Here is a 23,932-nt window from a genome sequence, read left to right as displayed (position 1 = left end):
CATGACGTGGATCGCCGCGGTCGCGCGGTTGCGGGCCCGCCGGGAACCCGGCGTGCTGGTGACCGTCGCGACCGTGCGCGGCCACGCCCCGCGCGACGCCGGTGCCAAGCTCGTCGTGGGGCGGACCGGCACGTGGGGTTCGATCGGCGGCGGCAACGTCGAGGCCGTCGCGATCGACCGGGCCCGGGAGATGATCACCGCGGCCAAGCCGGAGCCCGAGCTGATGGATTTCGCGCTGAACGACAAAGTGACCAACCAGCACGGCGTGCAGTGCTGCGGCGGCACGGTCGCGGTCCTGCTCGAACCGCTGCCCGTGGTGCGGGCGGTGGCGGTCTTCGGCGTCGGCCACGTCGGGCTCGAACTGGCCCGCATCCTGGCCCGCCAGGACCTGGACCTCCACCTGGTCGACAGCCGCGCCGAGCTCCTGTCCGAGGAGCGGCTCGGCGTGCTGGCCGACGCGGTGGCGCACGTGCACGTGCACCACACGCCGCTGCTGCCGGAGGAGGTGCTGGCCGAGCTGCCGCCCGGCACCCACGTCCTGATCATGACGCACGACCACGCCGAGGACGCCGCCCTGTGCGACGCCGCCCTGCGCACCGGCCACCTCGGCTCGGTCGGACTGATCGGGTCGGCGGCCAAGTGGTCGCGGTTCCGCAAGCGGCTGGCCACCGAGGGCGGCCACGACGAGGCCGCCATCGACCGGATCAAGACGCCGATCGGGCTGGCCGACATCACCGGCAAGGAGCCGGCGACCATCGCCGTGAGCGTCGCGGCCGACCTGCTGCGCACCTTCGAGACCGCGGGGGACTGACCTCCGCGCCGGACCACAGGGTGCCCCGCCGGTGTGAACCACACCGGCGGGGCACCCTTTCGGCATGAGAGCGGTCCCGCGTCACGACCCCGAGCAGCTTTTGTAGGAGTCTACGAAGCGCCCGTACCAGCCTGCTCGTTGTTCGTGCCTTCGGTCCCTGGCTGGTCCCGGCCGACAACCTGTGTACTCCCTCTACAGGTTGCAGCCAGCAGGTCCACCCACACACCGGCCAAGGAGCGTCATGACCATCCACACCGTCGAGACCGGCATCCGCGCGCACGAGCGCGCCTGGATGGACCAGGCCATCGAGCTGGCCACGACCAGCGTCGCGAACGGCGGCGGCCCCTTCGGCGCCCTCGTCGCCAAGGACGGCGTCGTCGTCGCCACCGCCAACAACAAGGTCACCTCCAGCCTCGACCCCACCGCCCACGCCGAGGTCAGCGCCATCCGCGCCGCCTGCCAGGAGCTGGGCACCTTCAGCCTCGATGGCTGCACCCTCGTCACGTCCTGCGAGCCCTGCCCGATGTGTCTGTCCTCGTCCCTGTGGGCGCGCGTCGACCGGCTGATCTACTCCGCCGACCGCCACGACGCCGCCGTGGCCGGCTTCGACGACCGCAAGTTCTACGACCTGTTCGAGAAGCGGCCCCAGGAGATGTGGCCGATGGCCGTGGAGCACCTCGACCTGCCCCACCGCACCCAGCCGTTCGATGCCTGGATCGCCAAGACCGACCGCATCGACTACTGACCGGACGCGCCGCCCACCGGACGCCCGCCGTCGGCCGCGCCGGCCCGAGGGCCGGACGCGGCTGCCCCGTCCGTGCGCTGCTCCCCGTGGCGTATGGGCGGTGCGGGAGCGAGTGCGCGAGGATGGGGGCATGGCCAACCGACTTGCGCAGGCGACGTCCCCGTACCTCCTTCAGCACGCGGACAACCCCGTCGACTGGTGGTCGTGGGAGCCGGAGGCCTTCGAGGAGGCCCGGCGGCGCGACGTCCCGGTCCTGCTGAGCGTCGGGTACAGCGCCTGCCACTGGTGTCATGTCATGGCCCACGAGTCCTTCGAGGACGAGACGACCGCCGCGTTCCTGAACAGCCACTTCGTGTCCGTCAAGGTCGACCGCGAGGAGCGGCCGGACGTGGACGCCGTCTACATGGAGGCCGTGCAGGCGGCGACCGGGCAGGGCGGCTGGCCCATGACCGTCTTCCTCACGCCGGACGCCGAGCCCTTCTACTTCGGCACCTACTACCCGCCCGAGCCCCGGCACGGCATGCCGTCCTTCCGCCAGGTGCTCCAGGGCGTGCACCAGGCCTGGGCGGAGCGGCGCGGCGAGGTCACCGAGGTCGCGGGGAAGATCGTGCGGGACCTCGCCGGGCGGGAGATCTCCTACGGCGGCGCCGAGGCGCCCGGCGAGGAGCAGCTCGGGCAGGCACTGCTCGGCCTCACCCGGGAGTACGACGAGCAGCGCGGCGGGTTCGGCGGGGCGCCGAAGTTCCCGCCGTCCATGGTGATCGAGTTCCTGCTGCGCCACCACGCCCGCACCGGCGCCGAGGGCGCGCTGCAGATGGCGGCCGACACCTGCGAGCGGATGGCGCGCGGCGGCATCTACGACCAGCTGGGCGGCGGTTTCGCCCGGTACTCCGTGGACCGCGAGTGGGTCGTGCCGCACTTCGAGAAGATGCTGTACGACAACGCCCTGCTGTGCCGGGTCTACGCCCACCTGTGGCGGGCCACCGGCTCCGACCTCGCCCGCCGGGTGGCGTTGGAGACCGCCGACTTCATGGTCCGCGAACTGCGCACCGCCGAGGGCGGTTTCGCTTCCGCGCTGGACGCCGACAGCGACGACGGCAGCGGGAAGCACGTGGAGGGCGCGTACTACGTGTGGACGCCGGCCCAGCTCACCGAGGTCCTCGGCGCCGAGGACGCGGAGCTGGCCGCCCGGTACTTCGGCGTGACACAGGAGGGCACCTTCGAGCACGGCGCCTCCGTGCTGCAACTGCCGCAGCAGGAGGGCGTCTTCGACGCCGGGCGCATCGCGTCGATCCGGGAGCGGCTGCTGGCCGCCCGGGACTCACGCCCCGCCCCGGGCCGGGACGACAAGGTGGTCGCCGCCTGGAACGGGCTGGCCATCGCCGCGCTCGCCGAGACCGGCGCCTACTTCGAGCGCCCCGACCTGGTCGAGGCCGCCGTCACCGCCGGTGACCTGCTGGTGCGGCTGCACCTCGACGAGCAGGTGCGGCTGACCCGCACCAGCAAGGACGGCAGGGCCGGTGCCAACGCCGGGGTCCTGGAGGACTACGCCGACGTGGCCGAGGGCTTCCTCGCGCTGGCGTCGGTCACCGGGGAGGGCGTCTGGCTGGACTTCGCCGGTTTCCTGCTCGACCACGTCCTCACCCGCTTCGCGGACGAGTCCGGCTCGCTGTACGACACCGCGGCCGACGCCGAGCAGCTGATCCGCCGCCCGCAGGACCCGACCGACAACGCCACCCCGTCCGGCTGGAGCGCCGCCGCGGCCGCCCTGCTGTCCTACGCCGCCCACACCGGTTCCGCACCGCACCGGGCCGCCGCCGAGCGCGCCCTGGGCGTGGTGAAGACGCTCGGCCCACGCGTCCCGCGCTTCGTCGGCTGGGGGCTGGCGGCCGCCGAGGCGCTGCTCGACGGCCCGCGCGAAGTCGCCGTGGTCGGAGCCGGCCCGGCCGACCCGGCCGCGCGGGGACTGCACCGCACGGCGCTGCTGGGGACGGCCCCCGGGGCGGTCGTGGCCTTCGGCGCCGAGGGGAGCGACGAGTTCCCGCTGCTCGCCGACCGGCCCCTGGTGGGCGGGGCGCCGGCCGCCTACGTCTGCCGGAACTTCACCTGCGACGCGCCGACCACCGACCCGGAGCGGCTGCGCGCCGCTCTGGTCGCACCCAACGGCTGAGCCGGGAGCCCCCGGCCGCCGGTGACCGTCCGGGCCGCTCAGTGGCCCCGGGCGCTCCTGCTCACGGCGCGCTCCACGATCGCCTCCAGCTGCTCGTGGTGCGCGCCCCTCCAGTAGGCGCGTCCGCACGCGGCGCACTGGGCGAAGACGTCGTACGACCGCTGCGTTCCGCCCTTGAGCTGCTGGGCCACCTCCTCCTTGGTGGCCGCCCGGAGCAGGCCGTTGCAGGCGGTGCACCGCGTCCACGGGTGCAGCGCGGGCCGGAACCGGTCCAGGACCTCCTGGAGCTGTTCGTCGGGGCGGGTGCTGTAGACGTAGGCACCGGCCCACAGCTCGCGGCGGCGCAGCAGCCCCCGGTCGCGGCTGAGCATGACCCGCTTCTCGGCCGCCGACAGCGCGGCGAGCGCCGGGTCGCCGAGGTCCGTCGACTCGTAGGCCGTGTCCACACCGAGCAGCCGCAGCCGCCGGGCGAGGGTGCCGAGGTGCACGTCGAGGAGGAACCGCAGGGGAGCGCCGGGGACCCGCTGAGGGTGCTCGACGGGCCGGACGCGCACCGACTCGCCGCCCGCCGGGACGTGTCCGGGCCCGGTCTCGCGGCCGTCGACGAGCAGGGCGCCGACCTCGGTCAGCGGGACGCCGAGGGACTCCACGAGGTGACCGAGGGTGGAGACGCCGTCGGTGGCCGTCAGGGCGGTGCCGGTGGAGCGGGCGCGGGGGACGAACAGACGCAGCTCGGGGGCGAACTCGACGCGGATCTCGGGACCGTTCACCCGGTCAGGATGCCACGGGGGCGGGGCCGGGGCCGTGGGCTTTTCCGCGGCCCTCCCGGGAGCCTTGCCGGAGCGCGGGCAGCCCGTTCTCCAGGGCGTCCAGGGCGCGATCGACCAGCTCGGTCAGGCTCTCCTCGTGGTCGTGTTCGGCCCAGTACCGCGAGACCTCCATCAGGCCGCCGACCAGGGACATCGACACGGTCCTGGCCTCCAGCGAGTCCGGGGCGAGGCCGGTGCGTTCGGCGATGGCGCGGGCGAGCACCCGGCCGGTGGCCGACATGTTCTCCAGCATCCGCGAGCGCACCGCGGGCACCTCGGCCAGCAGCCGCGTCCGCAGCCGGGTCAGCTCGGCCTCCTCGCCGGCGCCGACGCCGAGCACCGCGCGCAGGACGTGCCGCAGGGACTCCGGCCACGGCTCTCCGGCGGGCCGGGCGGCGAGCTCCGCCGCCATGACCGGGTCGTACGCGTCCGTGAGGACGATGTCCTCCTTGGTCGGGAAGTAGCGCAGCACGGTCGACGGAGACACCTCGGCGCGCCCCGCGATCTGCTCGACCGTCGTGGCCTCGTATCCCTGCTGCCGGATCAGCCCGTAGGCCGCGGCGCGGATCGCCTCACGGGTCTTGGCCTTCTTCCGCTCCCGCAGACCCGGTCGCGGACCGCCGGTGGGGGAGAGCAGGGGGGAGCGTACGCCGGTCATACGGCCATTGTCGGCCATGCGCCGCCCCCCCCGGGCGCCCGTGCCGGCGCCCGTGCCGCCCGGCAGGCGGCGCCCCTGCCGCCTAGTACGCGACCAGAGAGATTCCCACGTAGTGCGCGATGAAGGCGGCCAGCGTGAAGGAGTGGAAGACCTCGTGGAAGCCGAACCAGCGCGGGGAGGGGTTGGGGCGCTTCAGGCCGTAGATGACGCCGCCCGCGCTGTAGAGGAGCCCGCCCACGATGACCAGGACCAGGACGGCGATGCCGCCGGCCCGCATGAACTCGGGCAGGTAGAAGACGGCCGCCCAGCCCATCGCGAGGTAGCAGGGGGTGTAGAGCCAGCGCGGTGCGCCGACCCAGAAGACCCGGAAGACGATGCCGGCCGCGGCGGCCGCCCAGATGCCCCACAGCAGCCACTCGCCCTGGGCGCCGGGCAGCAGCAGCATCGTGAGCGGGGTGTAGGTGCCCGCGATGATGAGGAAGATGTTGGCGTGATCGAGGCGGCGCAGCACGCCGTCCATGCGCGGGCTCCAGTCGCCCCGGTGGTAGAGCGCGCTGACGCCGAACAGCAGGCAGGCCGTGAGGACGTAGATCCCGCAGGCGATGCGGGCCTCGGACGATTCGGCGAGCGCGGTGAGCACCAGACCGGCGACGAGGACGGCCGGGAACATACCGAGGTGGAGCCAGCCGCGCAGCTTCGGCTTGACCGGGTGCGGAAGGGAGAGCGCGACAGGGCCCTGGCCGGCGGCGGCCGAGTCCCTGGGCGCGTCGGGGACGGACGCAGTCATGGACGCATCGTACCTACGGTTCCGTAAGTTACGCATCAGTACGGCCAGCCGCCCCATGACAAGTGGCCATCGTCTCACGGGCGGTGAGGTACCGCATTCCCGGTTCCGGGACGTGGCGAGCCTCACGCCGCTCAAGTGTGATGCCCTCTGGACAGATGGGCGCACAGGTCGGATGATCAAATGAGTGCGGTCGACACCGGATGAGCGCCCAAGAGGACGACGTCACGCATCCGGGTCGCAGCCCCCACGGGGCCTGTCAACAAAAACCCCTCACTTAGGAGCAATCGTGGCGCGCGACATCGCTGCTCCCCCCGTCCCCACCGACCACCAGGAACTGATCTCGTGGGTGAACGAGATCGCCGAACTGACCCAGCCGGACGCAGTGGTCTGGTGCGACGGATCCGAGGCCGAGTACGAGCGCCTGTGCGGGGAGCTCGTCGAGAAGGGCACCTTCCGCAAGCTCGACCCGATCAAGCGCCCCAACTCCTACTACGCGGCCTCCGACCCCTCCGACGTCGCGCGTGTCGAGGACCGGACCTTCATCTGCTCCGTCAAGGAGGAGGACGCGGGCCCCACCAACCACTGGAAGGACCCCGCCGAGATGCGGGAGATCTTCACCGGTGACCAGGGAGAGGGCGGGCTGTTCCGCGGTTCCATGCGCGGCCGGACCATGTACGTCGTGCCCTTCTGCATGGGCCCCCTCGGCTCCCCGCTGTCCGCGCTGGGCGTCGAGATCACCGACTCCGCGTACGTCGCGGTCTCCATGCGCACCATGACCCGCATGGGACAGCCCGTCCTGGACGAGCTGGGCGAGGGCGGCTTCTTCGTCAAGGCCGTGCACACCCTCGGCGCGCCGCTCGCCGAGGGCGAGGCGGACGTCCCGTGGCCGTGCAACAGCACCAAGTACATCTCGCACTTCCCCGAGGACCGCGAGATCTGGTCCTACGGCTCCGGCTACGGCGGCAACGCCCTGCTCGGCAAGAAGTGCTACGCGCTGCGCATCGCCTCCGTCATGGCCCGCGACGAGGGCTGGCTCGCCGAGCACATGCTGGTGCTGAAGCTGACCCCGCCCACCGGCGCGCCCAAGTACGTCGCCGCCGCCTTCCCGTCGGCCTGCGGCAAGACCAACCTCGCCATGCTGGAGCCCACGATCTCCGGCTGGACCGTGGAGACCATCGGCGACGACATCGCCTGGATGCGCTTCGGCGAGGACGGCCGCCTGTACGCGATCAACCCCGAGGCCGGCTTCTTCGGCGTCGCGCCCGGCACCGGTGAGCACACCAACGCCAACGCGATGAAGACGCTGTGGGGCAACTCGGTCTTCACCAACGTCGCCCTCACCGACGACGGCGACGTGTGGTGGGAGGGCATGACGGAGGAGACCCCGGCCCACCTGACCGACTGGAAGGGCAACGACTGGACGCCCGAGTCGGGCACGCCGGCCGCGCACCCCAACGCGCGCTTCACCACGCCCGCGTCACAGTGCCCGATCATCGCGCCGGAGTGGGAGGACCCGAAGGGCGTGCCGATCTCGGCGATCCTCTTCGGCGGGCGCCGCGCCACCGCCGTACCGCTGGTCACCGAGTCCTTCGACTGGAACCACGGCGTCTTCCTCGGCGCCAACGTGGCCTCCGAGAAGACCGCCGCCGCGGAGGGCAAGGTCGGCGAGTTGCGCCGTGACCCCTTCGCCATGCTGCCGTTCTGCGGCTACAACATGGGCGACTACATGGGGCACTGGGTCGACGTGGCCAAGGACAAGGACCAGTCCAAGCTGCCGAAGATCTACTACGTCAACTGGTTCCGCAAGGACGACGAGGGCCGGTTCGTCTGGCCGGGCTTCGGCGAGAACGGCCGCGTCCTGAAGTGGATCGTGGAGCGCCTGGAGGGCAGGGCGGACGGCGTGGAGACCCCGATCGGCGTGCTGCCGACCAAGGAGTCCCTCGACACCGACGGCCTCGACCTGCCCGACGCCGACCTGGAGTTCCTGCTCAGCGTCGACAAGGAGGTGTGGCGCGAGGAGGCGGCACTCGTCCCCGAGCACCTGAACACCTTCGGCGACCACACGCCCACCGAGCTGTGGGACCAGTACCGGGCCCTGGTGCAGCGCCTGGGCTGAGCACCGTCCCCACCCAGCTCCGTGGCCGGTCCGACTAGCCCTGACCCGCGAAGTCGTCACGAAGGCCGGTCACGAGGGGGCCTCGCCCCGCTCCAGTAGCTCGATGTCCCGGAGCGGGGGAGATCCCGTACGGGCCGGGTCCCCGCACAAAGGCGTGCGCCGGACCCGGCCCTTCAACATCTCCACACCGACAGGGACGCGCCCCAAAGGGGCGCGGGGAACTGCGCGACCAGCCACGACGGACGGAAACCCGCCGACCGTCAGCAGCCCTACGGCGCCCCAGCGACCGACGCCGGCGGCGAGACGTGCCCCAAAGGGGCGCGGGGAACTGCGCGACCAGCCACAACGCACGGAAAGCCGCCGACCCGCAGCAGCCCCACGGCGCCGCGGCGACCCCGACCAAGCCACGCAGTGAGTGGCACCCGGTCCGCGCGTCGCTGCGGGTGCGCGCGGACCGGGGCCGTCCGGGGGAGCCCGCAGGCTCAGCGGGACGCGAGTTCGCGCGGCTCCAGGGCCGCGGCGTGGGCGTCCATGCGCTCGGCGGTCAGGATCGCGACCGCCGTGTCGGCGCGCGAGGCGGCGACCACCAGGGCGCGGGCCGCCAGGGTGTGCGCCCGCCGGTGCAGGGCCGCCGGTTGCGGCTCCGGGTGGCCGGCGGTCACGTGCAGCCGGACCGGCGCCTGACCTCCCCGCAGCCGGGTCACCTGCTCGCAGAGCCGGTCGGCGGCGGCGTCCAGGCCGGTGTCGGGCGCCAGTGCGCGCAGCTCGTCCGTGACGGCGAGCAGCGCGGTGAGATGGCCGGCGAGCTGGATGTCCAGTTCCTCGTCCCGGGACCGGTGGGGGAAGTCCGTGGTGCTGCCGGCCATCGTGCTGTGGACCGACTTGCTGCGGATCGGCTCGTACATGGGATGGCCTCCTGAGTGCTTCAGGAAACCATCCTACATTGGATTCAATCTAAAGTTGACGCCGTTCGGGACAAAGTCCTGGAACAGGGTGCGGCGGACGGCTCAGTGCTGGCCGTACCCGTCCAGGAAGGTGCCGATCCGGCCCACCGCCTCGCGCAGGTCCGCGGCCGTCGGCAGGGTCACCACCCGGAAGTGGTCGGGCTCGGGCCAGTTGAAGCCGGTGCCCTGGACGACCATGATCTTCTCCTGGCGCAGCAGGTCCAGGACCATCCGCCGGTCGTCCTTGATCTTGAAGACCTTGGGGTCCAGCCGCGGGAACAGGTACAGCGCGCCCTTCGGCTTCACGCAGGTCACGCCCGGGATGCTGGTCAGCGCCTCGTGCGCGGCGTCCCGCTGCTCGCGCAGCCGTCCGCCGGGCAGCACCAGCTCGTTGATGGTCTGCCGCCCGCTGAGCGCCGCGACCACGCCGTGCTGGCCCGGCATGTTGGCGCACAGGCGCATGTTCGCCAGGACCGTCAGGCCCTCGATGTAGGACTCGGCGTGCGCGCGCGGTCCGGAGATCGACATCCAGCCGACCCGGTAACCGGCCACCCGGTAGGCCTTCGACATGCCGTTGAAGGTGAGCGTCAGCAGGTCGGGGGCGATCGCGGCGGTCGGGGTGTGCGTGGCGTCGTCGTAGAGGATCTTGTCGTAGATCTCGTCGGAGCAGACCAGCAGGTTGTGCCGGCGCGCGATGTCCGTCAGCCCGCGCAGCATCGCGTCGTCGTAGACCGCGCCTGTCGGGTTGTTCGGATTGATGATCACCAGTGCCTTGGTGCGGTCGGTGATCTTCCGTTCCACGTCCGCGAGGTCCGGCATCCAGTCGGACTGCTCGTCGCAGCGGTAGTGCACCGCCGTGCCGCCGGAGAGCGAGACGGCGGCCGTCCACAGCGGGTAGTCGGGCGCCGGGACGAGGACCTCGTCGCCGTCGTCCAGCAGTCCCTGCATCGCCATCACGATCAGCTCGGAGACGCCGTTGCCGATGAAGACGTGCTCGACGTCCGTCTCGATGCCGAGGGTCTGGTTGTGCATGACCACGGCCCGGCGCGCCGCCAGCAGACCCTTCGCGTCGCCGTAGCCGTGGGCCGTGGAGACGTTGCGGAGGATGTCCTCCAGGATCTCCGGCGGGCACTCGAAGCCGAAGGCGGCAGGGTTGCCGGTGTTCAGCTTCAGGATGCGGTGCCCGGCCGCTTCCAGCCGCATCGCCTCCTCGAGCACCGGGCCCCGGATCTCGTAACAGACGTTGGCGAGCTTGGTCGACTGGATCACCTGCATGCCCGCGAGCTTACGGCCCGGTTACGACCCTTGGGCCGTGTTTCCCGCCACGTGAGACGTGTGCGCCGGGGTGGCCGCCGACGTCGTGCGCCGTGTCCGGCGGGCCGGATCGCGCCAACGGGCGGCCGGATAGCGCCCCTTGTTCACGCCCCTCGCTGTCATGAGAATGCTCATGACAATCCGGGTGCCGTCCGGAAGACCTCCGGCCGGTGCCCTCCATAGAGGGGACCCCCACATGAAGAAGCCTCTCCTTGCCGCGCTCGCGACCCTGGCCCTCACCGGCGTGGGCACGGCACCGGCGGTCGCGTCATCCGCGGCTCCCGCGCCGGCCGCGGCTCCGACCGCCCGCGCCGTCTCCTTCGCCGGCACCGTCTCGCTCAGCAACTGCTCCGGCTCCGTCGTCCGCCTGCCCGCGTCCGAGGACGACGACCCGGCGCTGGTCATGTCCAACGGCCACTGTCTGGAGACCGGCTTCCCGGCGGCCGGCGAGGTCGTCGTCAACCAGCCCTCCAGCCGCTCCTTCGGGCTGCTCAACGCCTCCGGCAGCCGCGTCGGCACCCTGCGCGCCGGCAAGATCGCGTACGCGACGATGACCGACACGGACGTCTCGCTCTACCAGCTCACCAGCACGTACGCCCAGATCCGCAGCTCCTACGGGATCAGCCCGCTCACGCTCTCCGACGCCCGCCCCACGGCCGGCACCGCGATCACCGTCGTCTCCGGTTACTGGAAGCGCACCTACGCCTGCAACGTCGACGGCTTCGCCTACCGGCTCAAGGAAGGGGAGTGGACCTGGAAGGACTCGGTCCGCTACACCTCCGCCTGCCAGACCATCGGCGGAACCTCGGGATCGCCCGTCGTGGACAACGCCACCGGCAAGGTCGTCGCCGTCAACAACACGGGCAACGAGGACGGTGGGCGCTGCACCGACAACAACCCCTGCGAGGTCGCCGAGAACGGCACGGTCACGGTCCGCAAGGGCATCAACTACGCCCAGCAGACCTACCGCATCCCCGCCTGCTTCGGCCTCGACAACAAGCTCGACCTCTCCCGCAGCGGCTGCGTCCTGCCCAAGCCGTAGGGAGCGTCGTCCGGATCCGGCCGCTTTCGCGGAGCCGGCCCGATCCGGACGCCACCCCGTGGCTCAGCGCGGCGTCCGCCGTACCGAACGGCCCGCCAGGACGTCCGTGCGGCGCCCGTCCTCCATCACGAACCGCCCGTCCACCAGCACGTACGGGATGCCCGTCGGCAGCACGCGCGGGTCGTCGTAGGTGCTGCCCGCCGCGACCGTCGCCGGGTCGAAGAGGACCAGGTCGGCCCGGTGACCCTCGCGGACCAGCCCCCGGTCCGGCAGCCGCAGCCGGGCCGCCGGGCGGGAGGTGAGGTGCGCGACGCACTCCTCCAGCGAGAGCACACCCAGCTCGCGCACGTAGTGCCCGAGGTAGTGCGGGAAGGTGCCGTAGGCGCGCGGGTGCGGCTTGGCGCCCTGGAGGATGCCGTCCGAGCCGCCGGTGTGGACCCGGTGCCGCATGATCGCGCGGACGTTCTCCTCGTGCCCGACGTGCTGGAGGATGGTCGGCGCCAGCCGGTCGGCCAGCAGCAGGTTGCGGGCCACCGTCCAGGGCGTCTCGCCGCGCAGGGCGGCCGACTCCTTGACGGTGCGGCCGACGTACTCCCCGAGCGCCGGGTCGCCGGTGCCGGAGATCTCGATCGTGTCCCACTCCATGGGCACGCCGTGGCAGCCGTCGGAGCCGATCTCCTCGACGTGGTGCCGGATGCGCTCGGCGGTGTCGTCGTCCGCCAGCCGCCTCATGATCTGCTCCGGCCCGCCCTCGCTCGCCCAGCTCGGCAGCATCGCCACGAGGGTGGTGCAGCCCGGGGTGTACGGGTAGGTGTCGAGCGTGATGTCGGCGCCGGCGGCGAGCGCCTTGTCGAGCAGCGTCAGCAGTTCGGGGGCCTTGCCCTTGTTGACGCCGAAGTTCATGGTGGCGTGCGCGAGGTGCAGCGGGCAGCCCGCCTCCCGGGTCAGCTCCACCATCTCCTCGTACGCCTGGAGCGCCCCGGCCCCGTACGAGCGGTGGTGCGGGCAGTAGTAGCCGCCGTACTCGGCCACCACCCGGCACAGCTCGGTCAGCTCGGCGTCCTTGGCGTACATGCCCGGCGTGTACGTCAGCCCGGACGACATGCCGACCGCGCCCTGCTCCAGGCCCTCCGCGACCAGGCGCCGCATGTGCGCCAGCTCCGCCCCGGTCGCCTCCCGGTCCTCCCAGCCGACCGCGAGGGCGCGCACCGTGCCCTGCGGTATCAGGTAGGCGGCGTTGACCGCGATACCCGCGTCGAGCCGGTCCAGATACTCGCCGACCGACCGCCAGTCGAAGTCGACGTCGTCACCGGGGCCGTTCCACCCGGCGATCGCGCGGCGCACCTCGCCGAGGGTGCGGTCGTCGACCGGCGCGTACGACAGCCCGTCCTGGCCGATGACCTCCAGGGTGACGCCCTGCGCGGCCTTGGCACTGTGGTCGGGGTCCCGCAGCAGCGCCAGGTCGCTGTGGGCGTGCATGTCGATGAAGCCGGGGGCCAGGACCAGGCCCTCGGCGTCCAGCTCCCGGCGCGCCGCGGGGCGCTGGCAGCCGGCGCCCGCCGCCTCCTTCACGATCGACACGATCCGGCCGCCGTCGACCACGACGTCCGCGCGGTACGAGTCGGCGCCGGAGCCGTCGACGACGTCCGCGTCCCTGATGACCAGCTCTTCCATGCCCGGCTCCCTTTCTCAGACGTCTCAGAAGAACGTGCGGATGTAGTCGACGACCGTCCCGTCCGCCTCGGCGACCGGGATGAGCTGCCACTTGTCGAAGGACGTGCAGGGGTGCGACAGGCCGGTCCCGAGCCAGTCGCCCACCTCCAGGTCCGCCTGTGCCGTCGTGCGCAGCCAGGCGTGCTGGTCGGACAGGCCGGTCACCTCGATGCCGGTGGCCGGGCGCTCGACGCCGTCGCGGCGCACGACCTGGGCGAAGGGCAGGTGGAGGTCGTAGGCCGCGTCCCGCTTGCCCGCGTTGGTGAACGCCTGCGCGGGGGAGGGGCGGGAGACCACCTGGCTCCACAGGCGGAAGGCGGGCTCCAGGGCGCCCTCCCCGGGCACCCGGTTGAAGGGGGTCAGCTCGCGGTAGTGGCCGTCGTCGTGGGAGACGTAGGCACCGGAACGCAGCAGTTTCAGCACGGGCACGGAGAGGGCGGGGACCTCGGCGAACACGTCGGCTACCGCGTCGAACCAGGCGCTGCCGCCCGCGCTCAGCACGATCTCCTCCAGCCCCTCGAACCGCCCGGCCTTGTCGAAGTCGACGGCGAGCGCCACCAGGCGCCGCAGCCAGGCGTGCACCTTCTCCGGATCGGCGTCCGGCACCTCGCCCTCGTACCCGGCGACACCGGCCAGCCGCAGCGTCCGCGCCCCGGCCACCGCGTCGGCGACCGCCGCGCACTCCGCCTCGGTGCGCACCCCGGTCCGGGCGCCCTCGCCCGCGGCCAGCTCCACCACGACGTCCACCGGGCGGGAGGCGCCCGCCTCCGTCAGGGCCGCGTCCATCAGGGCGACCCCGCGCACGGAGTCGGCGTAGCAGACGAAGCGGAAGTCCGGGTCGGCGTCCAGCTCCGAGGAGATCCAGCGCAGGGCGGCGGCGTCGACCAGCTCGTTGGCCAGGAAGACCCGCTGGACGCCGAAGGCCCGCGCCACCCGCACCTGGTGCGGCACGGCGAGGGTGATGCCCCAGGCGCCGTGCTCAATCTGACGCTGGAAGAGCTGCGGGGCCATGGAGGTCTTGCCGTGCGGCGCGAAGGCGAGGCCGTGCCGCGCGGAGTACGTCTCCATGAGCTTCAGGTTGTGCTCCAGGCGCTCCGCGGACAGGGCCAGTACGGGCGTGGTGAAGCCGTCGGTGAAGAGGTTGCGGCGCTGTCCGGCCAGCTCGGCGACGGTCAGCCCGTACGCGTCCGGCGGGAGGCCCTTGAAGCGGTGGTCGACGTGCTCCTCGGCCAGGCGGGCGAGTGCCTCGGTTCCGTGGGCGGGGCCGGTGTCGAGGGCCATGGAGCCTCCCTGCTCTGCTGCGTTGCGGTTGCGTTGCAACACTTGCAACGACCGTTGCGTATATCGCTTACTGCTGTCTAACATCTCGACGAACGCGGGGTCAACGGAGCCGCCGCCCGCGAGAAGCGACCAGGAGCCATGACCATCGTGACCCTCGACGGACCCCGCAGCACCACTCCCGACGTCGTGGACGTCGTCACGCTCGGCGAGTCCATGGTCACCTTCCTCCCCTCCGTACCCGGCCGCCTCGCCGACGTCCCCTCCTTCGACCGTGCCATCGGCGGCGCCGAGTCCAACGTGGCCTGCGTGCTCGCCGCCGCCGGGCACACCGCCCGCTGGATCAGCCGGGTCGGCGCGGACGGCTTCGGCGACCACCTCGTCGAGGCCATCGGCGCCTACGGGGTCGACGTGTCCGCCGTGCGCCGCGACCCCGACCGCCCCACCGGCGTCTACTTCCGCACCGCCGGGGACCGCGCCACCGACGCCCACGAGGTCGCCTACTACCGCGCGGGCTCCGCCGCCTCCGCGATGTCCGTGCGCACCATGGACCTCGACGCGATCCGCTCCGGCCGCGTCCTCCACCTCTCCGGCATCACGCCCGCGCTCTCCGCCGACTGCCTGAACCTCATGCGCGAGCTGACCGCCCGCCGCCCCGGCCGCCCCCTCGTCTCCTTCGACGTCAACCACCGGCCCGGCCTGTGGCGCGGCGACGCGGACGGCGCGCGGGTGCTGCTGGAGCTGGCCCGGGGCGCCGACATCGTCTTCGTCGGCGAGGACGAGGCCTGGGGGCTCGGCGGACCCGAGGCCGTGCGCGCCGCGCTGCCCGAACCCGACCTGCTCGTCGTCAAGCAGGGCGCCACCGGCGCCACCGCCTTCCACGGCCCCCACGTCACCTCGGTCCCCGCCCTCACCGTCGACGTCGTCGCCGCCGTCGGCGCGGGCGACGCCTTCGCCGCCGGGTTCCTCTCCGCCACTCTGCGCGGACTGCCCGTACGCGACCGCCTGCGCCACGGCCACCTGATGGCCGCCGCCGCCCTCACCGTCCCCGGCGACCTCGCCACGCCCCCGGCGCGCGAGCACGCCGACCGCCTGGCCGCCCTCGACGACGACGCGTGGGGGACACTGCGACTCGGCCCCGGCTGGACACAGCCCGCGGAAAGGGCCGAGGAGGAGGTACGCACCCCATGAGCCAGACCGTCGACCGCGCGCTGAGCATCCTGCCGCTGCTCGCCGAGGGCCCCGCCGACCTGGGCCGGGTCGCCGACCGCCTCGGCGTCCACAAGTCCACCGCCCTGCGCCTGCTGCGCACCCTCCACGAACACGGCTTCGTCTACCGCCAGCAGGACCAGCGCTACCGCCTCGGGGCCCGCCTCATAGCGCTCGCCCAGGAGGCGATGGAGAACCTGGACGTCCGCGAGATCGCCCACCCCCACCTCGTCCGCCTCAACGAGCAGTGCGGGCACACCGTCCACCTCGCCGTCCACGAGGACCACGAGGTCCTCTACATCGACAAGGTGGAGAGCCGCTACCCGGTCCGCATGTACTCCCGGATCGGCAAGCCCGTCGCCATCACGGTGGCGGCCGTGGCGAAACTCCTGCTCGCCGACCTCCCCGAGAACGAACGCCGAGCCGCCGTCGAGAAGCTCGACTACCCCATGTACACGGCCCGTTCCACACCCCACGCCGACGGCTTCCTCAAGGAGCTGGCCAAGGTGCGCGAACAGGGCTGGGCCACCGACCTCGGTGGCCACGAGGAGTCCATCAACTGCGTCGCGGCGCCCATCCGGGGCGCCGACGGCCGGGTGGTCGCCGCGATGTCGGTCTCCGCGCCGAACGTCGTGGTCACCGCCGACGAACTCCTCACCCTGCTCCCGCTGGTGCGCCGTACGGCGGACGCGATCAGCGGCGAGTACTCCGGCAGGACCCCAGTCAAGGAAGTCACCGCATGACCGAGAAGACCGCTCTCACCCCCGCGACCCACACCGTCCCCCCGGCGAAGTTCAGCCACGGCGTCAGGAAGGGCAACATCCTCCAGGTCGCCGGCCAGGTCGGCTTCCTCCCCCACGAGGAGGGCAAGGCCCCCACCCCGGCCGGCCCCACCCTGCGCGAGCAGACCCTCCAGACCCTCGCCAACGTCAAGGCGATCCTGGAGGAGGGCGGCGCCTCCTGGGACGACGTGATGATGCTCCGCGTCTACCTCACCGACGTGGACCACTTCGCCGAGATGAACGAGATCTACAACGCGTACTTCGAGGAGCAGGGCCTCACCCAGCCGCCCGCCGCCCGCACGACCGTCTACGTCGGTCTGCCCGCCGGCCTCCTCATCGAGATCGACGCGCTGGCCGTCCTGGGCTGACCCCCTCCCCGGTCCCTTCTCCGTTCCGTCTGCCTGTCTGTCGCACGGCGCGGCGCCCCTCACCCCCCGGGGGCGCCGCGCCGCGCCCCGCCCTGCCCGAAAGCAGTATGTGTTTACCCAGAGGACCCCCGTATGTCCCTCATGTCCCTCCAGCTCGCCGCCTCCGCTCCGGAGACCCCACCGCACACCGGCGGCCTGCTCACCCTGATCGACGGCACCACCGGCCTGCTGATCGTCGCCGCGATCGGCATCGCGCTGCTGCTCTTCCTCATCATCAAGGTCCGGCTGCAGCCCTTCGTCGCGCTGCTCGCCGTCTCCATAGCCGTCGGCCTGCTCGCCGGCCTCTCGGTCACCGAACTCTTCGGCACCGTCCAGAAGTCCGACGCCGTCTCCACCATCGAGTCCGGCATGGGCGGCATCCTCGGACACGTCGCCATCATCATCGGCCTGGGCACCATGCTCGGCGCGATCCTCGAAGTCAGCGGCGGCGCACAGGTGCTGGCCTCGCGCCTGCTCGGCCTGTTCGGCGAGAAGCGCGCCCCGCTCGCCATGGGCCTGACCGGCCTGATCTTCGGCATCCCCGTCTTCTTCGACGTGGGCATCTTCGTCCTCGCGCCCATCGTCTACGCCGCCGCCAAGCGCTCCGGCAAGTCGATCCTGCTGTACTGCCTGCCGCTGCTGGCCGGCCTCTCCATGACCCACGCCTTCCTGCCGCCGCACCCCGGCCCGGTGGCCGCCGCGGGACTGCTGCACGTGAAGCTCGGCTGGATCATCCTCATGGGCATCGTCTGCGGCGTCCCCGCGGTCCTCGCCGCGTGGGTGTTCTCCGCCTGGATCGGCCGCCGCATCTTCGTGCCCGTGCCGCAGGACATGGTCGAGGCCGCCGACGAGGCCAAGCAGGCCGTCATCGAGGAGCAGCGCAAGGCCGGCGTCGCGCCGACCGAGAGCCCCGTCGCGCTCGGCACGGTCCTCGGCATCATCGGCACCCCGCTGGTCCTGATCCTCGCCGCGACGTTCTCCTCCATCGCCCTGGACCCGTCCACCCTGCGCTCGGTCATCGAGTTCTTCGGCAACCCGTTCGTCGCCCTGACCATCGCCCTGCTCCTCGCCTACTACCTGCTGGGCATCCGGCGCGGCTGGTCCCGCAAGTCCCTGGAGACCGTCTCGACGGCCTCGCTGAAGCCGGTCGGCAACATCCTGCTGGTGGTCGGCGCGGGCGGTGTCTTCGGCGCCGTGCTCAAGGCCAGCGGTGTCGCCCAGGCCCTCTCCGACACCTTCAACGACGTCGGCCTGCCGGTGATCGTCCTCGCCTACCTGATCTCCCTGGTGCTGCGGGTCGCGCAGGGCTCGGCGACGGTGGCCATCGTGACGACGGCGGGCATCGTGGCGCCGCTGCTCGCCGAGGGCGACCACTCGCAGGCGTTCGTCGCCCTGGTCATCATGGCCATCTCGGCGGGTTCCATCTTCGCCTCGCACGTCAACGACGGCGGCTTCTGGATGGTCTCCAAGTACTTCGGCATCAGCGAGCGGGACACGCTCAAGACGTGGACGGTCCTGGAGAGCGTCCTGTCGCTCGCCGGGTTCGTGGTGGCCGCGGTGGTGAGCCTGTTCGTGTAGGCGGACCGCCCGGGCGGCTCCTGCGGGTGCTCGCCCGGGCGGCTCGTGTAGGCGTCTGATAACGAAGTTGGGGCTGGCTGTGCCCGGCACAGGATCGTCGACCATACTGCCCGCTGTGGAGCAGCGCAGAGGATCGACGAGCCAGCCCCTGGAAGGCGCCGGATTCGACCCGGCATTCATCCCCGGGCTCACCGCACCCGTGTCCGGTGAGCCGCAGGACGGGAGACGCGCCGAGGCGGCCGAGGACGCCGAGGCGGAGACCGAGGAGGCCACGAAGGCCGCGGTCGCGGGTGAACCGCCCGCCGTGGACACCGTGGAGGCCGAGGGTGCCGCGGAACCGGAGGACGAGGCCCCCGTGGACGGCCCGGTCTTCGAGGCCGCCGACCGCCGCGCCCGGATCGTCGCCGACCACAAGGGCGTACGTCTCTCCCTCGACGACCAGAGCTGCGAGTTCCGCTGGGACGAGGTCGGGGCCGTCGAGACGGAGACGGGCCGCTTCGGCAAGCGGTTCACGGTGACGGTGCACACGCCGGACAGCCGCTGGTACCCGATCGAGATCGAGGCCGCGTCCCGCAGCCGTTTCCCGGAGTGGGAGGCGGCCCTCGACGAGGTCCTGGACGCGTACTTCGACGACGGCGAGGCGGAGGCCGACACCGAAGCGGAGGCCGGAGAGACGGCGGACGCGGCGGACGCGGCGGACGCGGCGGAGACGGCTCACGCGGCGGACCCGGCGGAGGCCGCGGACCCGGCGGAGAAGGAAGCCGAGGAGACCAAGACCCGCACCGAGTAAGCGTTTCGGGTGAAGATCCGTGCACGCCCTCTTGTCGCCCCGGGCGGCCATGGGCTTACTTGACCCCCATGGCGGACACCACGGGCAACACCCAAGACGCAGGCCTGTCGGGCAGTGCCGACCCGGCTCCCCGCAAGTCCAGTTGGCGCTACATCGGCCCCGGCATCGTCGTGGCCGCGACCGGTGTGGGCGCCGGCGACCTCGTGGCCACCCTCATCGCGGGCAGCAACTTCGGCTACACCCTGCTGTGGGCGGCGGTCATCGGCTGCCTGGTGAAGATCTCCCTCGCCGAGGCGTGCGGCCGCTGGCACCTGGCCACCGGCCGCACCCTCTTCGACGGCTGGGCCAGCATCGGCCCCTGGACCACCTGGTTCTTCGCGGTCTACGCCGTGATCTGGGGCTTCGTCTACGGCGCCGCGGCGATGTCGTCCAGCGCCCTGCCGCTGCAGGCCCTCTTCCCGGACGTGATGGACCTCGAATGGTGGGGCATCGCCTGCGGACTGGTGGGCCTGGTCTTCGTCTGGTTCAACAAGTACGACGTCTTCGAGAAGGTCATGACCGTCCTGGTGGGCGTCATGTTCGTGGTGACGGTGTACCTGGCGATCCGCGTCACACCCCACCTGGGCGACGCCCTCGCCGGACTCCTCCCGGTCCTCCCGGACGAGAAGGACTCGGTCCTCAACACCCTGGGCCTGATCGGCGGCGTGGGCGGCACCATCACGCTGGCCGCGTACGGCTACTGGGTCAACGCCAAGGGCTGGACCGACACCGGCTGGATGAAGGTCATGCGCCTGGACAACCGGGTCGCCTACGCCACGACCGGCATCTTCGTCGTCGCGATGCTCTTCGTCGGCGCCGAGCTGCTGCACTCCGCGAACGTCGCGATCGCGAGCGGCGACAAGGGCCTGATCCAGCTGGGCGACATCCTGGAGCAGGAGTACGGCACGGCCACCGGAAAGCTCTTCCTGATCGGCTTCTTCGCCACCTCGTTCACCTCGCTGATCGGCGTCTGGCACGGCGTGAGCCTGATGTTCGCCGACTTCCTGGCCCGCCGGCGCGGTGAACGGGAAGCGCGGGGCGACGAGTTGGCCTCGGGCCGCCGCGAGCGCTCCTGGGCCTTCCGCGCCTACCTGCTCTGGCTCACCTTCCCGCCCATCGTCCTGCTCTTCCAGGACGAGCCCTTCCGCCTGATCATCATCTACGGCGTCCTGGGCGCCGCCTTCATGCCCTTCCTCGCCCTCACCCTGATGTGGCTCCTCAACTCCTCCCGCACCCCGCGCGAATGGCGCAACGGCGGCCTCAGCAACGCCATGCTCACCGTCGCCGGACTGCTGTTCCTGGTCCTGTGCGTGAAGCAGATCTGGGACCAGCCGTGGTCGGAGTTCTTCTGACCGCCCCGGCCGGCCCCACCCCGGTCCCGTCGTCGGCTCAGAAGCCCATCGACTGCATCTGAACGTCCATCGTCGTTTCGCGCGACCGCTCGCTGAGCTTCTCCAGGGAGTGCGCCTGGTGTTCCCTGACGGCCCGGACGGCCTGGGGGTGCTGCTGCTCGAACCGCTTGACCTGCTGGCTGAGTTCGGCCAGGTTGTTGCCGAGTGAAACCATCCCGGTGGCCGCGGTGACCACCTGACCGCCGGGAATGAACGCGCCCGCGAGTCGGCCCAGTATCGTACCGACGCCCATGGAACCGGCTGTTTTGGCGGCGGCATTCGTGCCGAAGGCCCGCTTCATCTCGTGCCAGTTCTGGGTGAGCCTCTCGCCTTCCTCCGGGCTCTGCGCCGCGATCTTCTGCACGATGCCGTCCGCCTTCTGGACGTCGGCCTCGGACGCGAGGTATGCGGCCCAGCGGACGCCGTCCCTGATGTCCTCCCACTTGGCCACGTTGCCGGTGAGCACGTCGGCACGTCCGGTGACAGCCCCGGCCGCCCCCTGCATCGCCGCTTCCGCGGCCGACGTACGAGGCGTGACGTTGGCGAGCTCGTCCGCGGCCCTGCCTGCCACGGTGTCCATGATGCCCCTCCGGCCGGCCCCGGCGCCGGCCGCGCCGCCGGAATGACCCATGCCGGTGGGCCTGCGCGAGAAGGGGGAGGCCGGGTTGAGCAGCGCCCCCTGGCCCATGGGGGCGCCGGTCGTGTCCGCCGTGGGTGCGCCGATCCGCTCGCAGATGTCGGCGGCCAGCCTCTTCGCGCCGCTCTCGTTGTCGTCGTAGACCCGAGCGTCACTGTCCTGCAGCATTGCGCCGATCGTCTCGTCGAGCCGATAGTGCACGGCTGCCGCGCGCGCCTCACTCACCCGGTAGCGCGTCGCGTACACGGAGCGCACCGACACCCCGTGCCCGTTGAGGAAATCCTGCACCTGCCGGGCGCTGTTCATGTTCTGTGGGGTCGCCGACTGCGGGTCCCGCACACTGATCTGCCGCTGCACCGTGGACGTACCGGGGCCGCCCGACGCTGCCGGGGTCCGATGTCCGCAGCCGGGGCCGTGCTGGTGCCGTCCCTGAGCCCAGGGGTGCCCGGCCATGCGAAGCATCTGGACGACTCCGGCGTTGCCCATCGAGGTCTGAGCCTCGGGCAGCCCACGGCTCGCGGCCTTGTCGCGTGTCGAGCGCTGACGATGCGACTGCCGACCGGCGCCGCCTGCGGTGGCCTTGTCGACGGCTTGATCGCGCAACGGAGTTACCTCTTCCTTGGCTGTGCGGTGGTGTTCAGGTGAGGACTTTCCTGGATACCTGCCCACCGTGTGCCGAGCCAGGTGCGCGCGGGCAGAGTCGGTGGTCGATCGTGCAGACTTCGCCCGCACCGCCTACCGCAACGCGTCCCACTCCTCGCTGAGCGCGATCTTCCGCAACTGCTCCATGGTCGGAGCGGGCGCGTCGCGGGTGGCGTCCGCGTTCTGGTCTGCGGTGTTGAAGGCGCTGATCACCACGCGGAAGCCCTCCGGTCCGGGACGCAGCGTGTCCACGGTCCACATGACCACACCGGAACCGGCCTTCTCGCCGGGCCCCTGCCGGGTCGCGACGCGCGTGCCGTCGGGCAGGGTCTCGCCGTCGGCGTACAACTGCCCAGCGACGTCCGCCATGCCGTACTGCACGTTGATCTGGACCAGACTGCGGCCCCGCCCGTCGTCCACGACGACGTACGCGTACTCCGACTCCTGCCCGCCGCGCGCGACGACGTCCAGGTCCTCGGGGAGCAGCGCGGCGAGCGTGTCGCCGACCGACTTCCCGGCGACCTCGGGCCGCTCGGTGCGGGGCGCGGCCGACCGCGGCGGCTTCGGGCTCTCGGGGACGGCGTCGACCACCTCGCGCCACACCCCGGCGGTGACGAGCTGCCGCAGCCGCTCCGTGGACAGGGGAGGCTCGGCACGGCTGACCGGGGCGTCCTTCTCGGCGGGGGAGTTCCACTCGGAGACGCTGACGTGCTGTCCCTCGGCGGTGACCAGGTCGGCGGTCCAGAGCTTGGTGTCCACGCGCCGGTCCGGATACTCGTAGCCCTGGTACAGCTTGAGCAGCGAGCCGTCGGGAAGCCGGTCGGAGGTGCAGTCGTCGAACTGCGTGACCTCGTGGTCGGGACACGTCGTCACTTCCCGCGCCTGGACGCTCCCCGGCTCCACCCGCCCGAAGCCCAGGCCGACGGCGGCGGGCCCGGCCCCGTCGTCGTACACGAGGTGCGCGGCCGGGCCCAGTCGGTCATCCGTGCCGCGCGCCCACTCCTCGCCGTACGTCCCTCCGGGAAGCAGGCCCTTGAGCTCTCGCAGCAGGTCGTCCCCGGTGAAGGCGGAGGCCGCGGCGGTCGCGCTGCCGCTCGCGGCTCCGGCGGAGGCGGCGGTGGACCGGCCGGCGCCCGGGTCGTCCGCCGGCAGGACGAACACCCCGCCGACCCCGGCCAGCGCCACCCCGGCCACCCCGCCCACCACGGCCGTCCTGCGCCGCAGCAGGGCCCGCCGCCCCCGGAGCCGTCCGGCGGTGACGAGGGCCTCCCGATCGGCCGGGAAGTCGTCACCGGCCTCGCGCAGGGCGGCGGACAGACGGTCCTCGAAGGGGTCTGGACGATCGGTTCCGGGCATGGCGAACCACCCTTTCCACACGTGAGTCGAACTGAGCCGCTGAACGCGGCGGGACAGGCGGCGGCCGGGAGGCGGCCGTCTAGGATCTGGCGTACTCCGAGAGGTCCTCACCCAGCATTTCCCGCAGCCGCCCGAGCGCCCGCGAGCACCGGGTCCGCACGGCCGCCGAGCTGACGCCGAGCACGTCGGCGGCCTGCTCGACCGAGCGGTCGTCCCAGTACCGCAGGACGACGACGGCCCGGTCCTTGGCAGGCAGCCGCGCGAGCGCGTCCAGCAGCGTCAGCCGCAGGGACGCGTCCCCGTCACCGGCGCCGGGCAGATCGGGGAACACGTCGGTCGCCCGCTCCCCGCTGCTGCGCCGCCGCTGATGGGCGAGGAAGGCACGGGTGAGCACGGTCTGCGCGTAGGCGGCGGGGTTCTCCGCCCGCGACACCCGCCCCCACCGCACGTACAGCCGCCCGAAGGTCTCCTGCACGAGATCCTCGGCCAGATGCGTGTCCCCAGCGGTGAGCAGACACGCGGACCGGTACAGATGCCCGGCCCGCGCCACCGCGAACTCGGCGTACTCGTCGGCCCGTCCCTGCCTCATGTACGCGCTCCCCCGAAGTCCCCACCGTCATGTACCGCCTTCACCTCACTGATGCGGTGGACCCCGGGAAATGTTTCATACGCATCCGAAACAGGGGGTCGGCCTTCCCCGCCCAGACACCGACT

Annotated in this window: 21 protein-coding genes; 11 read left to right on the top strand and 10 right to left on the bottom strand. The window is 72.0% G+C overall.

The features are described from left to right. Nucleotide 1: 1 nt before the first annotated feature. The 3 genes from xdhC to ACIBCJ_RS20010 all read left to right on the top strand — a co-directional run bounded on the left by xdhC (nucleotide 2) and on the right by ACIBCJ_RS20010 (nucleotide 3,726). Nucleotides 2-811 carry a xanthine dehydrogenase accessory protein XdhC gene (gene xdhC, locus ACIBCJ_RS20020; RefSeq protein WP_365980072.1) on the top strand — a complete coding sequence of 270 codons (810 nt, stop codon included), beginning with the start codon at nucleotides 2-4 and terminating at the stop codon, nucleotides 809-811. 241 nt (nucleotides 812-1,052) lie between these two features. Continuing rightward, entirely contained in the window at nucleotides 1,053-1,556 is a 504-nt protein-coding gene (locus ACIBCJ_RS20015; protein ID WP_362104482.1) for a nucleoside deaminase, read from the top strand. Between the two features lie 130 nt (nucleotides 1,557-1,686). Next, nucleotides 1,687-3,726 carry a thioredoxin domain-containing protein gene (locus ACIBCJ_RS20010; RefSeq protein WP_365980071.1) on the top strand — a complete coding sequence of 680 codons (2,040 nt, stop codon included), beginning with the start codon at nucleotides 1,687-1,689 and terminating at the stop codon, nucleotides 3,724-3,726. 38 nt (nucleotides 3,727-3,764) lie between these two features. Here the strand turns inward: ACIBCJ_RS20010 and ACIBCJ_RS20005 are convergent, their stop codons facing one another. The 3 genes from ACIBCJ_RS20005 to ACIBCJ_RS19995 all read right to left on the bottom strand — a co-directional run bounded on the left by ACIBCJ_RS20005 (nucleotide 3,765) and on the right by ACIBCJ_RS19995 (nucleotide 5,980). Then, on the bottom strand, nucleotides 3,765-4,496 hold the full coding sequence (locus tag ACIBCJ_RS20005; protein ID WP_362104487.1) for a Mut7-C RNAse domain-containing protein: 732 nt from the start codon (nucleotides 4,494-4,496) through the stop codon (nucleotides 3,765-3,767). A 4-nt stretch (nucleotides 4,497-4,500) separates the two neighbouring features. Then, nucleotides 4,501-5,193: a TetR family transcriptional regulator gene (locus ACIBCJ_RS20000; protein ID WP_365980070.1), complete on the bottom strand. Its 693-nt coding sequence runs from the start codon at nucleotides 5,191-5,193 to the stop codon at nucleotides 4,501-4,503. Nucleotides 5,194-5,275: 82 nt separating this feature from the next. Further along, nucleotides 5,276-5,980, bottom strand: coding sequence for a hemolysin III family protein (locus ACIBCJ_RS19995; protein WP_362104489.1), 705 nt, complete (start codon nucleotides 5,978-5,980; stop codon nucleotides 5,276-5,278). A gap of 286 nt (nucleotides 5,981-6,266) precedes the next feature. Here ACIBCJ_RS19995 and ACIBCJ_RS19990 point away from each other — a divergent pair, with 286 nt between their 5' ends. After that, nucleotides 6,267-8,096 (top strand): phosphoenolpyruvate carboxykinase (GTP), encoded by a 1,830-nt coding sequence (locus tag ACIBCJ_RS19990; protein ID WP_365980069.1) that lies wholly within the window; start codon nucleotides 6,267-6,269, stop codon nucleotides 8,094-8,096. Nucleotides 8,097-8,578: 482 nt separating this feature from the next. Here the strand turns inward: ACIBCJ_RS19990 and ACIBCJ_RS19985 are convergent, their stop codons facing one another. Beyond that, entirely contained in the window at nucleotides 8,579-9,001 is a 423-nt protein-coding gene (locus tag ACIBCJ_RS19985; RefSeq protein WP_365980068.1) for a hypothetical protein, read from the bottom strand. A gap of 102 nt (nucleotides 9,002-9,103) precedes the next feature. Beyond that, nucleotides 9,104-10,315, bottom strand: a complete 1,212-nt coding sequence (locus ACIBCJ_RS19980) for a pyridoxal phosphate-dependent aminotransferase (RefSeq protein ID WP_133887108.1) — start codon at nucleotides 10,313-10,315, stop codon at nucleotides 9,104-9,106. A gap of 235 nt (nucleotides 10,316-10,550) precedes the next feature. On the opposite strand from ACIBCJ_RS19980, the gene ACIBCJ_RS19975 reads away from it, so the two are divergent. Further along, nucleotides 10,551-11,396 carry a serine protease gene (locus ACIBCJ_RS19975; protein ID WP_362104496.1) on the top strand — a complete coding sequence of 282 codons (846 nt, stop codon included), beginning with the start codon at nucleotides 10,551-10,553 and terminating at the stop codon, nucleotides 11,394-11,396. 63 nt (nucleotides 11,397-11,459) lie between these two features. On the opposite strand, the gene ACIBCJ_RS19970 is transcribed toward ACIBCJ_RS19975, so the two are convergent. Then, nucleotides 11,460-13,070, bottom strand: coding sequence for a D-aminoacylase (locus ACIBCJ_RS19970; RefSeq protein WP_362104498.1), 1,611 nt, complete (start codon nucleotides 13,068-13,070; stop codon nucleotides 11,460-11,462). Nucleotides 13,071-13,094: 24 nt separating this feature from the next. Then, entirely contained in the window at nucleotides 13,095-14,390 is a 1,296-nt protein-coding gene (locus ACIBCJ_RS19965) for an amino acid deaminase (RefSeq protein WP_362104500.1), read from the bottom strand. Between the two features lie 138 nt (nucleotides 14,391-14,528). Here ACIBCJ_RS19965 and ACIBCJ_RS19960 point away from each other — a divergent pair, with 138 nt between their 5' ends. The 6 genes from ACIBCJ_RS19960 (at nucleotide 14,529) to ACIBCJ_RS19935 (ending at nucleotide 20,544) form a co-directional block, all read left to right on the top strand. After that, complete coding sequence (locus ACIBCJ_RS19960; RefSeq protein ID WP_362104502.1) at nucleotides 14,529-15,578, top strand: sugar kinase; 1,050 nt, start codon at nucleotides 14,529-14,531, stop codon at nucleotides 15,576-15,578. After that, the gene (locus ACIBCJ_RS19955) at nucleotides 15,575-16,339 is read left to right on the top strand and encodes an IclR family transcriptional regulator (protein WP_362104504.1); all 765 of its coding nucleotides are present in this window, start codon (nucleotides 15,575-15,577) and stop codon (nucleotides 16,337-16,339) included. The genes ACIBCJ_RS19960 and ACIBCJ_RS19955 overlap by 4 nt, the downstream gene beginning before the upstream one ends. Further along, nucleotides 16,336-16,746, top strand: coding sequence for a RidA family protein (locus tag ACIBCJ_RS19950; protein ID WP_133887113.1), 411 nt, complete (start codon nucleotides 16,336-16,338; stop codon nucleotides 16,744-16,746). Before ACIBCJ_RS19955 ends, ACIBCJ_RS19950 begins: the two co-directional genes overlap by 4 nt. Before the next feature lie 132 nt (nucleotides 16,747-16,878). Then, complete coding sequence (locus ACIBCJ_RS19945; protein WP_362104507.1) at nucleotides 16,879-18,363, top strand: gluconate:H+ symporter; 1,485 nt, start codon at nucleotides 16,879-16,881, stop codon at nucleotides 18,361-18,363. Nucleotides 18,364-18,478: 115 nt separating this feature from the next. Beyond that, on the top strand, nucleotides 18,479-19,153 hold the full coding sequence (locus ACIBCJ_RS19940; protein WP_365980067.1) for a hypothetical protein: 675 nt from the start codon (nucleotides 18,479-18,481) through the stop codon (nucleotides 19,151-19,153). Between the two features lie 68 nt (nucleotides 19,154-19,221). Next, nucleotides 19,222-20,544 carry an Nramp family divalent metal transporter gene (locus ACIBCJ_RS19935; protein WP_365980066.1) on the top strand — a complete coding sequence of 441 codons (1,323 nt, stop codon included), beginning with the start codon at nucleotides 19,222-19,224 and terminating at the stop codon, nucleotides 20,542-20,544. Between the two features lie 37 nt (nucleotides 20,545-20,581). Here ACIBCJ_RS19935 and ACIBCJ_RS19930 read toward each other — a convergent pair whose 3' ends face one another. The 3 genes from ACIBCJ_RS19930 to ACIBCJ_RS19920 all read right to left on the bottom strand — a co-directional run bounded on the left by ACIBCJ_RS19930 (nucleotide 20,582) and on the right by ACIBCJ_RS19920 (nucleotide 23,807). Continuing rightward, complete coding sequence (locus ACIBCJ_RS19930; RefSeq protein WP_362104514.1) at nucleotides 20,582-21,823, bottom strand: hypothetical protein; 1,242 nt, start codon at nucleotides 21,821-21,823, stop codon at nucleotides 20,582-20,584. 132 nt (nucleotides 21,824-21,955) lie between these two features. Then, nucleotides 21,956-23,218 (bottom strand): hypothetical protein, encoded by a 1,263-nt coding sequence (locus tag ACIBCJ_RS19925; protein ID WP_362104516.1) that lies wholly within the window; start codon nucleotides 23,216-23,218, stop codon nucleotides 21,956-21,958. A gap of 79 nt (nucleotides 23,219-23,297) precedes the next feature. Next, complete coding sequence (locus tag ACIBCJ_RS19920; protein WP_362104518.1) at nucleotides 23,298-23,807, bottom strand: SigE family RNA polymerase sigma factor; 510 nt, start codon at nucleotides 23,805-23,807, stop codon at nucleotides 23,298-23,300. Nucleotides 23,808-23,932 lie beyond the last annotated feature (125 nt).

This window comes from Streptomyces sp. NPDC051136 (assembly GCF_044455745.1).
Classification (GTDB): Bacteria; Actinomycetota; Actinomycetes; order Streptomycetales; family Streptomycetaceae; genus Streptomyces.
Note: the sequence above shows the minus strand (reverse complement) of the source record. Positions and strands in the feature narration are given on the sequence as shown.